We start from the raw sequence: 11,618 nt of genomic DNA, 5'->3' as shown, positions 1-11,618 counted from the left end.
ACAATCAAACCGTAACCTGTTAGCATATCTTGACTGTTACCGTCAAGCGTTGGCTTTTGGTTACATCTCACACCCTTGAAGGCTTGCGCTTACACTTATCACTACTGGGTATTTCGACCAATACTCAGAGCCTAAAAGGGCTTATCACGTTCCGTTTATATGGGCATTCCATCTTTAGATTCGTCCTCTCCATCGGGGTACTTTTAAAGGTCTGTGTGAGTGAGAGTAAGATTTCCTCACTATTCCCCTTATTCTTTTGAACGCAGTGTGTCAACCTATTTCACTGCTTATTAATTACGATGGTTCAGGTCAGACATTCGGCTCACGCCTAATCATGGATGGTTGGCAGTGGTCTCGATTCTGGTGTTAGGTAACACCTCGGAGCCTTCCGTTCCCCGCTTCAGTCCCAGAATTGTGATTTCTGAATCTGGGGGTGGCTATCGCCGTTACTCTCACCTTGTAAAGATTTATTACAAGTGTATTGACCTTGAGTTCCCTTGCCTAGTTTGGTATCGGATGATACTAAACGTCGGGACATATAAACAGTTATAAGGTTGGTCTGTGTTGACCTCTTAGATTCAGTCGGGGGACTGAAGACCTTACTAGGCGGTTATTTCAGGCATTTCAGCCCTATTTCATGCCTAAACGTTTCGCACCCTACTTATTAATATAAGATTATGTAATCATGAGTAAAAACAATTGTTCCTGTGCGTATTCCATTTATTTCTTGAATATAAGTATCGGTGTCATATCGTTTAAATCTGCTATCTTGAAAACTGTTAATTAACCCAGGAAAATCCTCTAATTCAGAGGCACTAATTAATCTATTTCCGTAAAGAAGATCACCAGAAAAAACCCTAAAGGTAGAAGAACGGGTTTCCTCGGAAAATAAACTGCTACAGTTAGGTTGTAAATAGATGTAGATGTAGGCCAAACGCATATCTACAGAAGGCACAAATTCTAAGCCCAAATCAAAATAGCATAGAGTAGGTGGATTAAAAACAGATAAAATAGATTCCCGATAATTATCAGGCTTTCCAAAACTTCTCAACTGAATAAGATGACTACCAGTATTGACTCCCCCTCCTCTTAAATTGTTAAGAGAACATTGTTGAAAGTCAAGAAAGGTTTTAGTTATCGTTCTTTGCCAACTATTAATAATGACTAGAGAATTTCCCCAATACCTATACTGTTCTGGTCGGCGATCGATCTCGATACCAATAGGATCATCCGATTGACGGGGTTCTACCATGCGATAATAGTAAGTGTAGTTGCTAAATTTTACTCTTCGCGGCCCTGGAAGATCATTAACAAAGTTTTTCGCATCTACTTGCTGGCCAAATTCACAAACACTTTGATAATCTTTTATAGTAAACATTGGTAAAAGAATATCTGGTGGCGGCAGTTTGATTTCATCATCAGACCAACGACCTGTAAAAATCCAGGCGGCTGCCCGCTCAGAAACTACCCAAGCAAGACCTCTATATACAGGAATATTGTCAATACTCATTGTTAATAAATAAATCTGATCATTTATTTTGTAACAATTATCCCCAAAACTCTCAAGGATTGTGGCATCGATCTCAGCTAAAGGTTTGCCAAATGGAAGTGCGAGTAAATCAGTAAGATTGCTCATCATTGAATTTTTTGACTAAGTTACTGTTTCTGTTATACGCTATTTAGATGCTGAACAGCTTACTGTTTACCGATCACAGCAAAAAAGCTCCCCAATGCCTGCTCTTTCTGGGAACTTGTTGATAACACGAATGTAGTATATAATGTAATATAGGTAATAAGCTGTACTGCATTTAAACTGCGTCTTGACAATTTTAGTACAAATGCTCAGAACTCTGGTGCAGTCTGAACGAGTAATTTAGATAGTCAACAGCTTATCCTCTGTGTTAAAACACGATCACTGATAACAATTTATCTAATTCATCGCAGAATCTAAATTGCCTTATTGTCTTGGTTACATCGGCTTTTGACCTGATTATTTCCTAAAAACTATGGCTTACGAAACTCTGGATATTTCCACACCGACACCGATTTTATCTTGGGCGGGGCATGAATTAGGACCCCAAGAAACCCAAATGGCCAAAAATGTTGCTTCCCTACCTTTTGTTTATAAACACATTTCTTTAATGCCCGATGTTCACTTGGGTAAAGGTGCTTTAGTCGGTTCGGTGATTGCCACCAAAGATGCCGTAATTCCTGCCGCCGTCGGAGTCGATATCGGTTGCGGCATGGCTGCCCTAAAAATGCCTTTCACCGGTGAACAATTGCAGGGAAAACTTAAAAAAATTCGCCTCGATGTGGAGGCGAATATTCCCGTCGGTTTTGCGGAAAATAAAGAAGTGGATCGGGAAGTAACTAAATGGCCAAAATGGGCGGAATTTAAACAGATTCATCGAGGCGTACAAAACCTAGAGAAAAAAGCCCTTAAACAAATGGGTTCCCTGGGAGGTGGTAATCACTTTATCGAAATTTGTTTAGATACAGACAATCAAGTTTGGTTAATGCTGCATTCCGGTTCTAGGGGTATTGGTAATCAACTAGCCCAATGTCATATTAATACCGCCAAAGAGTTAGCCAAACTAGCAGAATGTAAATTACCTGACCTCGATCTGGCCTACTTTGTTGCCGGTACAGAAGAATTTACTGCCTACTGGCATGACCTACAATGGGACCAGGAATATGCTCGTTATAATCGAGAAATTATGATGGCTAGATTTAAGCGCATTGTTGAAAAACATCTAGCGGGAGGCAAACCAACTAAACCCCTCTTAGTAGTTAATTGTCATCACAATTACGCCGAACAAGAAATTCATTTTGGGGAGGAGGTTTATGTCACCCGCAAAGGAGCCGTCCGCGCTAGAGAAACCGATTATGGTATTATCCCAGGCTCCATGGGAGCGCAATCTTATATTGTTAAAGGCAAAGGAGAACATAATAGCTTCTGCTCCTGTTCCCACGGGGCCGGGCGCTTGATGTCGAGAAATCTGGCTAAAAAAACCTTTACTCTTGATGATTTAATCGCCCAAACCCAAGGGGTTGAATGCCGCAAAGATGAGGGCGTTATTGATGAGATTCCGGGGGCCTATAAACCGATCCAACAGGTGATGAATCAACAGGCGGATCTAGTGGAAATTGTCGCCACTCTCAAGCAGGTGATGTGTGTCAAAGGTTAACAAATCATTGCAACAGCGATCGATTTTTGCCGTTTTTCTCTAGCATGAAAAAGATAGGAATCGATCGAGGATTATAAGCGATGAGTCTGACTATTGCTGCCCAATTAGCACAAATTCCCGCCCATCATCTCAATATCATGGGCTATGTGGATGAATCCGCCGTTAACGGTCCCGGTTGTCGGGCCGTGGTCTGGGTACAGGGTTGTTCTCGCGAGTGTCGAGGTTGTTTTAATCAAGCTTCCTGGTCCTTCGAGATCAATCAATTAATTACTGTTGAGTCTCTAGCTGCCAAAATTTTGGCTAATCCCCGCAATAGCGGCCTAACTTTCTCCGGGGGTGAACCTTTTTGGCAAGCAAAAGCCTTGACAGAATTGGCTAAATATGTTAAGGAAAAAGGCTTAAATGTGATGTCCTTCACGGGATTTACGATCGAACAATTGCGCTCAACCGAAGCACCGCCCCACTCTCAAGAATTATTGGCCCAGTTAGATATTTTGGTAGATGGGGCCTATGTGGAATCCCTGGCTATTCATTCTCCCGATTCTCCCGTTTCTTCTAGCAATCAACGGATTCATCTCCTCAATCCCGCTCTGCAAGATCAGATTAATTGGGCATCGGATCAAGTAGAAATTCATATTCTCAAAGACGGAACCCGAATTTTTACGGGATTGTGGGGACAGATTATTTCTTGATTGGGACCAGAATCAGTGAGCGGTCTGGGAATTTAGGATCACAGATCCCCTAACATCAATTCCTCGACTAAATCAAAATTAGCCGTTACCGATTGCACATCATCGAGGGATTCTAGGGTGTCGATTAACTTCAATAAAAAACGGGCCTGCTCTCGATCGCTTACTTCTAGGGTATTAGTGGGAATCCAGCGTAATTCTGCTTCTTTGACCTTAAATCCCGCTGCTTGCAGAACCTTATTCAATCTCTCCAGGTTAGACACCTCAGTAAAAACTTCTGCTCCTTGACCTTCCTCCTCACTGTCAAAAAACTCGTAGGATTGGGCCTGGCCCTCTAGGGAAGCTTCTAAAAGCTTATCCTCATCAATAGTTCCCTCAAGGCGAATTACCCCCTTATGGTCAAACATCCAGCCCACACAGCCCGTTTCACCTAAATTACCGCCATTTTTGCTAAAAGCCGCCCGCAGATCCGCAGCCGTGCGATTGCGATTATCGGTCAGTGCTTCGATCAGGATCGCCACACCCCCGGGACCATAACCCTCGTAGCGAATTTCCTCAAAAGCTGAGTCATTTTCCCAAGTTCCCGCCCCTTTAGCGATCGCTCTTTCGATATTGTCATTGGGAATACCGGCCGCCTTGGCTTTTTCGATCGCCGTGCGTAGCTGAAAATTGCCCGCCGGATCGGGAACACCGTTACGGGTAGCCACGATAATGGCCCGGGATAACTGGGTGAAAGTTTGCCCTTTTTTGGCATCAACCCGGGCTTTTTGTCGTTTAATATTTGCCCATTTACTATGACCAGCCATATCTATCTAAGATATCCAACATCAAAAATCTAGCAGATCGATCGCTCTTGGTAAATCTGGGGATAATTGTCAACGAGTGCCGGGTAATGATAATAAATCCTGTTGAGAAACTATAGGGGGGCGGCCAGTTCGAGCATTTGTACTAAAATTCCCGATATGCGGTTTAAATCCAGTACAGCTTATTATAGAAAAGGTTGATTGATCAGGTGGCAATATGGCGCAATTTTCTCGTAAAACTCTACTAACCTTGTTTGCTAGTATATTAGTATTATTATTCTCCTTGGCTCCGGCCCAAGCGCTAAGTTATAATAACCGCAATTTGACCAATAATGACTTTGCAGGGCAGGATTTGCGCGATTCCACCTTCGATCACTCTAATCTGCGCGGTAGCAACTTCAGTCATGCCAATCTAGAAGGAGTACGCTTTTTTTCTGCCAACTTGGAGGGGGCCGACTTTAGCGATGCCAATATGAGAAACGTGGATTTAGAATCGGCCCGTTTAACCAGAGCCAACTTTACCAATGCTGTTCTCGAAGGAGCTTTCGCCACTAACATTTTAATCAAAGGTGCAATTATCGACGGGGCCGATTTTACCGATGCAATTATTCGCTCCGATGTGGAAAAATATCTTTGTGAGATAGCCAAAGGAACTAACCCCATAACTGGCAGAAATACCCGCGATACCCTGTTTTGTCCCTGATATCTAACTATTCTGCTCCTAATACCCCTGCCATAGCCGATCGAAACTAGAGCCAGATCGGCCATAATTGCTGTAAGCTAGTATTCGATTTTTTAATAAAACCTTTAGAATAGACTTTCAAGCCAGTTCGATCAATCAGTCCCCTCTTGGAAAAAGGAAATTGTAACCATCGTGTCCACCAGTACCCTCGGCAATCAAGACAAAGAGCAGAAACCTAGTAGTGACTCGGATAGCTTTTTCCAAGGAGTCTCCAGAGTCGCAGGGGGGACTGTTCTCGGCCTGTTGATGGTATCCACGGCCGTGGTGACGGGGGCTGTGGTAGGATTGGCGATTAGTTACCGCAATCTACCCGATGTGAGGATTTTACGGGGTTACGTTCCCACGGAAACCAGTTATATCTATGATGTTAAAGGCAGACCCCTGACCAGCTTACACGGGGAAGCGCATCGGGAAGTGGTGGAACTCGATCAAATCTCTCCCAATCTGAAACGTGCAGTGATGGCGATCGAAGATAGCCATTTTTATCACCATCGTGGTATTAATCCTAATAGTATCGGCCGGGCAGTAGTCGCTAACTGGAAAAGTGGCGGTGTGGTGGAAGGTGCATCTACTATCACCATGCAGTTAGTCAAAAATATTTTTCTCTCCCATCAGCGCACCGTTAGCCGTAAATTAGCCGAGGCGGTCCTGGCAGTACGAGTGGAACAGGTTTTTAGCAAAAATGACATTCTGGAAATGTACCTCAATAATATCTATTGGGGTCATAATAATTACGGAGTGCAAACCGCCGCTAAAAGTTATTTTAATAAACCCGCTGCCCAGTTAAATTTAGCAGAATCGGCGATGATGGCCGGTTTAATCCAAGCGCCGGAAGTTTATAGTCCTTTTAATAATTATAAAACCGCCAAGGAAAGACAGGCACTGGTTCTCAGTCGGATGCGTACTTTAGGTTGGATTACCCCCGCACAGGAAGAGGCCGCTTTAAAGGAACCTCTGAAACTGGGTAAACCCACCGCTTGGCAAGAAAGTAAATTACCCTACGTTACCGATGCAGTGGTGGCAGAATTGCGGCAAAAATTTGGCAAGGAAACCCTAACGAAAGGGGGAATGCGGATTCAAACCACGATTGATCTCGACTTTCAAAATATGGCCGAGTCCACCATCCAACGGGCCTATAATAGCTTGCGTGGTCGCGGTATTCGCACCAAAGACCTACAAATTTCTCTAGTTGCGGTGGATCCCCGCACCCATTTCGTCAAAGCGCTCGTCGGTGGCGTTGATTACAATAAAAGTCAATTAAACCGCGCTATTCAATCCCGTCGTCAACCGGGGTCAGCTTTTAAACCTTTCGTTTATTATACTGCCTTCGCTAGTGGTCGTTTTACCCCCGAAACGGTGGTTAATGATGCTCCCATCCGTTTTCGCGAGGCCGGCGGCTTCTATAGCCCAAAAAACTACGGTGGCGGCTTTTCTGGTCCGGTTTCCCTGCGTAGCGCTCTGATGCAGTCTCTGAATATTCCCGCAGTTGTTCTCGGTCGTCGTGTCGGGATCAATAAAGTCATTGAAGTCTGTCGTCTGCTGGGTTTCGAGAGTCCTTTAATTGCCGTCACCTCTTTACCTTTGGGTTCCGTGGATGTTACCCCTCTGGAAATGGCGGGGGCCTACGCTACTTTTGCCAGTAATGGCTGGCATTCTAAGCCTACCTTTATCATGCGTGTTACCGATAGCCGCGGTAACGTCATGCTCGATAATACACCCAAACCGAAGCTAGTTTTAGACCCCTGGGCCACCGCTTCTCTCAATTCTGTCCTACAGGGAGTTATTCAAGGGGGAACAGCCACTTCGGCCCAAATCGGTCGTCCGGCAGCGGGAAAAACCGGTACTACCGATAACGAGAAAAATGTCTGGTTTGTCGGTTATGTTCCCCAATTAGCCACCGCAGTGTGGATTGGAGATGACCGAAACCGCACTTTAGGTAAAGGTATCACCGGCGGTGGTTTTGCTGCTCCCATTTGGCGCGATTTCATGGCACAAGCTCTGAAAAATGAACGGGTAGAATATTTTCCTTCTCCCTCGAAATTCCGCAAACCAACAGTTAAGTAGATGGTTAATCTAATTGGTTTGATCGTAATTTATCGATCGAGTAAAGGTGGCTAGGTTAAAAATGAAACCCACGCTTTGAGCCTTCAGGTTTCCTACGATTAATAGGTAAGTTACCATGAGTACCATCCAAGTTCAAATTCCCGACTCATTACAGAAAAGTTTAGATGATCTAGCGGCTCGTGATGGAATTTCGATCGATCAATTTATCTCTACTGCGATCGCTGAGAAACTTTCAGCGTTGATGACAGAAAATTACCTAATAGAAAGGTCCAAAAAGGGAAGTCGAGAAAAGTATCAGGTAATCTTAACAAAAGTTCCCGATGTTGAGCCAGAAGCATATTACCAGTCAAATATGCCTGAATCGTCGGTAAGCAACCCAGATAAACTTCATTTATAATGAAGTCACAAAAAAAACCTTTGCTTGAACCGATGACGACTTCCTTGACTGAGAGTCTCACCCTTGAAGATTTCCTCAAATTGCCATATTTGGAGGATTCTCCAGCATGGGAATACTTGCATGGAGTCGCAATTCAGAAACCCATGCCTAAGACTCGACACTCTATCCTGCAAAAACGTCTTTTAGCTGAGGTTGACAGCCATACTGTTGATTATACAGCCTTACCTGAGTTGCGATGTACCTTCGGCGGGCGTTCGATCGTTCCTGATGTGGCGGTAATTGCATGGAATCGAATTAACCTGAATCAAGCAGGTGAACCAGAGGACGACTTTACCGAAGCACCTGATTGGACTATCGAAATTCTTTCACCGGATCAAAAGGTAAACCGTGTAATTGACAACATTCTACACTGTTTAAAACATGGCAGTAAATTAGGATGGATGCTTGATCCAGATGATTATTCTGTTTTAATGTTTACTCCCCAACAAGAGCCAGAAGTTTGCAGAGGGGATCACCAACTTAAGGTAATTGCAGGGGTTGAGTTGACACTGACTCCACAACAAATCTTTGCATGGCTAAAAGTTGGTCAAGCTAGACAAAGTAAGTAAAAGTCGGGGGAGAAGCACGAGGACTAACTTGGTCGTTAGACGGAATTCAATTCTTTTAAGGTTAAGTAAGTGGTTATAATTAAATTGAAGATAGATTTTGTCTTTGATCCCCCCTGCCTCTTTGATAAGGGTGGTATATGATAATTTTTAACACCTACCTACTTATGACGTTGAAAGAAGTTTTTAAGCAGCGATTTGAAGAGCTAGAGGAGCAAGCATCCCAATTGGAATCTTCTAAAAAAGTTCTCCGAACAGAGATAATTGGCGGCACCAATGAAGTCATCGATAGCTACTTACTTTTAAGCTGGAAGGTAAAAGTAAAAAACTTATTGTCTAAAGTTTGTGGTGAAGATTCTCAGCACTTCAAACAATTTGAGCGGGAAGAAAAGAACAGGTATTATTCAACTTATGGGAGATTTAAGGCATTTAAAGCGGTATTTTTGGCAGCAAAAGAAGATTTTGAGGGTGGTTATCTCTCGTCTATTAAAACACTGGTTCAAGCCGAAGTTTTTGATTCTGAGCTTGAACAAGCAAATGAGCTTTTTTCTAGTGGTTATCATACCGCTGCGGCTGTGATTGCAGGAGTTGTGTTAGAGACGGCATTGCGAGAGTTATGTGATAGAAGTGGGATTCCGCATGGGAAGTTAGATAAAATGAATTCCGAATTGGCAAAAGCTGGTGTATATAACAAATTGAATCAGAAGCGAATAACAGCGATCGCAGATATTCGTAATAGCGCTGCCCATGGAAAACAGGATGAATTTACAGTTCAAGATGTTTCTGACATGATTGGAGATGTTAGCCGATTTCTTGCCGACTACCTTGTAGATTAGCTTGTCTAACAAGTGGGATAGGAAATTATCGGCATTGGGATTTTTCCCTATTGAATTATCACTGAACTGCTCCAACAGGCGATCGCTCAAAACGTCTGAACGTCCTCCCTACCCCGCTACGCACTCAGGGACTCATGGGGGTTTGTTGAAGACGGCTGTTGGCCAGGATCCCTTATAATGGGGAAGTCGGAATGTTTTTTCTTCCTATGCCAGTAAGCGCTGAAGCTCTTAAGCAAGACTTGGATCGACTGACTGATAATCAGCTTCAGCAAGTGGCTGATTTTATTGCCTTCTTAAAGTTTCGCAGTCAGCGTCATCAGGCTGTTCTCGATCCAATGCAACTGGCCGATCTGTTTGCAGAGTTTGCTGATCAAGATCGCGCCTTTGCTGAAGAAGGTATGAATGACTATGCAGTAATACTCCATCAAGAAGATCAATGATGACTAATCCTCTGAAACGGGGTGAAGTCTGGCTAGCCGACCTCAATCCAACTCAAGGTTCTGAACAAGCGGGCATTCGTCCCGTCATCATTTTCCAGAATGACCTTGTTTCCCAGTTCTCAACTACGATCATTGCTATTCCGCTCACCACCAACCAACGTCGCGCTGCTTTGCCTATATGCTTACTGATAGAACAAGGTAATGGTGGACTCGGCCAAGATTCTGTTGCCCTATGTTTTCAGATGAGAGTGCTGGATAAAACTCGTTTGATCCGCACACTGGGACAACTGAGTCCCGAAATAATTGCCCAATTGGAAGAAGTGGTTTTGCTAACCTTAGGATACGAGTCATAAGTGTGGAATTAAATGGAATTCTTATGGGTATAGGCTACATATCAGGACAGGCACTCATGCAAGGGGCAAAAGGGGGAATAGATAATCAGTCTTTAATAAACGGATTTAGTATAAAATGTCAAAAATTAAAAGTCCCTTGCGTTATCCCGGGGGGAAATCCCGGGCAATTAAGCAAATTCTGCCGCAAATTCCTGTGAATATTAGGGAATATCGAGAACCTTTTTTTGGTGGTGGTTCTGTGTTTTTTGCTGTTAAGCAACTCTTTGGACAACAAATAAAAACCTATTGGATTAATGACTTAAATTATGATTTATATTGTTTCTGGCAATACGCTCAAGAAAATATTGATTTATTGGTAGCAAAAATAACAGAAATTAAACAAAAATATGATACTGGACGAGAATTATTTCAAGATTTGACAAGGGAAGATTTAAAGTTAACCGACTTTGAGAAAGCGGTGCGTTTTTTTATCTTAAATCGGATTACTTTTTCGGGAACAGTGGATTCGGGGGGGTATTCCCAAGCAGCTTTTACCAGTAGATTTACTGATTCATCAATTGCCAGATTAACTCAAATTGCGCCGTTATTAGCATCAGTAAAAATTACTAACCAAGACTACGAAGAATTATTATTTGCTGAGGGAAAAGAAGTTTTTATCTTTCTCGATCCCCCCTACTATAGTGCCACAAAATCCCGTTTGTACGGTGTAAGAGGTAATTTACATACCAGCTTCGATCATCAACGTTTTGCCGATAATATGCGTCAATGTCAGGCTAAATGGTTAATTACCTACGATGATTGTCCAGAGATACGAAAACTCTTTGATTTTGCCCATATTATCGAGTGGAATCTTCAGTATGGCATGAATAATTATAAACAAGGAGCGGCGGCATCTGGTAGGGAATTAATGATCAAAAATTATTACTGAAAGAGACGATAGAAAATACTGTCCGTTTTCCCTCAATTTTGTCCCTCAATGACTTGTTGTACTTGTTCAATTTCTAAGTCTAAAGCTTGGGCAATTTGTTCAGCACTTAATCCTAAGGCTGATAAACGGGGTATAGAGGTTAATTTAGCGGATAATTCTCCTTCCTCTAAAATATCTTGATAAGTAGTCATGCAAAATTAATTACCTGCCCGATCGAGCTAAAACCCTTACGGGGCAATGATCGTCATGTGTAAATAATTTTGCCTAGGTACTTAGATGACGGATTCTCTCAGAATGTCACTCCGAAGGATTTTTTTAATCGTCTCTCGATTGTAATTGCTCGATTGCGTCGGGGGATAAATCGGTAAATCGGGCGATTTCTGGGATAGAAAAACCAGCAGATAGCATTTTTAGGGCAATTTGTCGAGCTTTTTCTTCTTTACCCGCTTGCAAGCCTTTTTGTAGTCCCTTTTCCTCGCCTTCCTCTCTGCCTTCCTCTAAAATATCTTGATAGATGACGGATTCTCTCATAATGTCACTCCGAAGGATTTTTTTAATCGTCTCTCGATTTAA

The 11,618-nt window shown here is 42.9% G+C and carries 14 protein-coding genes; 10 read left to right on the top strand and 4 right to left on the bottom strand.

Features of this window, described 5'->3' with window-relative positions:
* Positions 1-664: 664 nt before the first annotated feature.
* The gene (locus tag EWV66_RS21175) at positions 665-1,639 is read right to left on the bottom strand and encodes a hypothetical protein (protein ID WP_148563478.1); all 975 of its coding nucleotides are present in this window, start codon (positions 1,637-1,639) and stop codon (positions 665-667) included.
* 367 nt (positions 1,640-2,006) lie between these two features.
* On the opposite strand from EWV66_RS21175, the gene EWV66_RS21170 reads away from it, so the two are divergent.
* Positions 2,007-3,188 carry an RtcB family protein gene (locus EWV66_RS21170; RefSeq protein WP_287107244.1) on the top strand — a complete coding sequence of 394 codons (1,182 nt, stop codon included), beginning with the start codon at positions 2,007-2,009 and terminating at the stop codon, positions 3,186-3,188.
* Positions 3,189-3,268: 80 nt separating this feature from the next.
* A complete protein-coding gene (locus EWV66_RS21165) occupies positions 3,269-3,880 on the top strand; it encodes a 4Fe-4S single cluster domain-containing protein (protein WP_052276104.1) in 612 nt (203 codons plus the stop codon).
* A gap of 38 nt (positions 3,881-3,918) precedes the next feature.
* Here the strand turns inward: EWV66_RS21165 and EWV66_RS21160 are convergent, their stop codons facing one another.
* On the bottom strand, positions 3,919-4,683 hold the full coding sequence (locus EWV66_RS21160) for a YebC/PmpR family DNA-binding transcriptional regulator (protein ID WP_052276103.1): 765 nt from the start codon (positions 4,681-4,683) through the stop codon (positions 3,919-3,921).
* A 214-nt stretch (positions 4,684-4,897) separates the two neighbouring features.
* Here EWV66_RS21160 and EWV66_RS21155 point away from each other — a divergent pair, with 214 nt between their 5' ends.
* The 8 genes from EWV66_RS21155 to EWV66_RS21120 all read left to right on the top strand — a co-directional run bounded on the left by EWV66_RS21155 (position 4,898) and on the right by EWV66_RS21120 (position 11,045).
* The gene (locus EWV66_RS21155) at positions 4,898-5,383 is read left to right on the top strand and encodes a pentapeptide repeat-containing protein (RefSeq protein ID WP_052276102.1); all 486 of its coding nucleotides are present in this window, start codon (positions 4,898-4,900) and stop codon (positions 5,381-5,383) included.
* 171 nt (positions 5,384-5,554) lie between these two features.
* Positions 5,555-7,486, top strand: coding sequence for a transglycosylase domain-containing protein (locus tag EWV66_RS21150; protein ID WP_052276101.1), 1,932 nt, complete (start codon positions 5,555-5,557; stop codon positions 7,484-7,486).
* A gap of 115 nt (positions 7,487-7,601) precedes the next feature.
* A complete protein-coding gene (locus EWV66_RS21145; protein ID WP_052276100.1) occupies positions 7,602-7,883 on the top strand; it encodes a YlcI/YnfO family protein in 282 nt (93 codons plus the stop codon).
* A gap of 32 nt (positions 7,884-7,915) precedes the next feature.
* Positions 7,916-8,491: a Uma2 family endonuclease gene (locus EWV66_RS21140; protein WP_052278403.1), complete on the top strand. Its 576-nt coding sequence runs from the start codon at positions 7,916-7,918 to the stop codon at positions 8,489-8,491.
* Between the two features lie 164 nt (positions 8,492-8,655).
* Positions 8,656-9,324 (top strand): DUF4145 domain-containing protein, encoded by a 669-nt coding sequence (locus EWV66_RS21135; protein WP_287107243.1) that lies wholly within the window; start codon positions 8,656-8,658, stop codon positions 9,322-9,324.
* Positions 9,325-9,515: 191 nt separating this feature from the next.
* Positions 9,516-9,764: a hypothetical protein gene (locus EWV66_RS21130; RefSeq protein WP_008202603.1), complete on the top strand. Its 249-nt coding sequence runs from the start codon at positions 9,516-9,518 to the stop codon at positions 9,762-9,764.
* Positions 9,761-10,117 (top strand): type II toxin-antitoxin system PemK/MazF family toxin, encoded by a 357-nt coding sequence (locus tag EWV66_RS21125; RefSeq protein WP_002760242.1) that lies wholly within the window; start codon positions 9,761-9,763, stop codon positions 10,115-10,117. Before EWV66_RS21130 ends, EWV66_RS21125 begins: the two co-directional genes overlap by 4 nt.
* Before the next feature lie 115 nt (positions 10,118-10,232).
* Positions 10,233-11,045: a DNA adenine methylase gene (locus EWV66_RS21120; RefSeq protein ID WP_287107242.1), complete on the top strand. Its 813-nt coding sequence runs from the start codon at positions 10,233-10,235 to the stop codon at positions 11,043-11,045.
* A gap of 32 nt (positions 11,046-11,077) precedes the next feature.
* Here EWV66_RS21120 and EWV66_RS21115 read toward each other — a convergent pair whose 3' ends face one another.
* Positions 11,078-11,236 carry a hypothetical protein gene (locus EWV66_RS21115; protein WP_284526201.1) on the bottom strand — a complete coding sequence of 53 codons (159 nt, stop codon included), beginning with the start codon at positions 11,234-11,236 and terminating at the stop codon, positions 11,078-11,080.
* A gap of 124 nt (positions 11,237-11,360) precedes the next feature.
* Positions 11,361-11,618, bottom strand: a 258-nt coding sequence (locus EWV66_RS21110) for an Rpn/YhgA-type helix-turn-helix domain-containing protein (RefSeq protein ID WP_502705650.1), incomplete at its 5' end; no start/stop codon positions are given.

Origin of the sequence: Microcystis sp. M_OC_Ca_00000000_C217Col (assembly GCF_007095585.1) — a bacterium.
Taxonomy (GTDB): Bacteria; Cyanobacteriota; Cyanobacteriia; order Cyanobacteriales; family Microcystaceae; genus Microcystis; species Microcystis panniformis.
Note: the sequence above shows the minus strand (reverse complement) of the source record. Positions and strands in the feature narration are given on the sequence as shown.

Bases quoted from the DNA above. Each gene is read 5' to 3' on its own strand.
- EWV66_RS21165 (WP_052276104.1), top strand. From the start codon at position 3,269: ATGAGTCTGACTATTGCTGCCCAATTAGCACAAATTCCCGCCCATCAT.
- EWV66_RS21155 (WP_052276102.1), top strand. From the start codon at position 4,898: ATGGCGCAATTTTCTCGTAAAACTCTACTAACCTTGTTTGCTAGTATA.
- EWV66_RS21130 (WP_008202603.1), top strand. From the start codon at position 9,516: ATGTTTTTTCTTCCTATGCCAGTAAGCGCTGAAGCTCTTAAGCAAGAC.
- EWV66_RS21125 (WP_002760242.1), top strand. From the start codon at position 9,761: ATGATGACTAATCCTCTGAAACGGGGTGAAGTCTGGCTAGCCGACCTC.
- EWV66_RS21160 (WP_052276103.1), bottom strand. From the start codon at position 4,683: ATGGCTGGTCATAGTAAATGGGCAAATATTAAACGACAAAAAGCCCGG.
- EWV66_RS21135 (WP_287107243.1), top strand. From the start codon at position 8,656: ATGACGTTGAAAGAAGTTTTTAAGCAGCGATTTGAAGAGCTAGAGGAG.
- EWV66_RS21115 (WP_284526201.1), bottom strand. From the start codon at position 11,236: ATGACTACTTATCAAGATATTTTAGAGGAAGGAGAATTATCCGCTAAA.
- EWV66_RS21170 (WP_287107244.1), top strand. From the start codon at position 2,007: ATGGCTTACGAAACTCTGGATATTTCCACACCGACACCGATTTTATCT.
- EWV66_RS21140 (WP_052278403.1), top strand. From the start codon at position 7,916: ATGACGACTTCCTTGACTGAGAGTCTCACCCTTGAAGATTTCCTCAAA.
- EWV66_RS21120 (WP_287107242.1), top strand. From the start codon at position 10,233: ATGTCAAAAATTAAAAGTCCCTTGCGTTATCCCGGGGGGAAATCCCGG.
- EWV66_RS21145 (WP_052276100.1), top strand. From the start codon at position 7,602: ATGAGTACCATCCAAGTTCAAATTCCCGACTCATTACAGAAAAGTTTA.
- EWV66_RS21175 (WP_148563478.1), bottom strand. From the start codon at position 1,639: ATGATGAGCAATCTTACTGATTTACTCGCACTTCCATTTGGCAAACCT.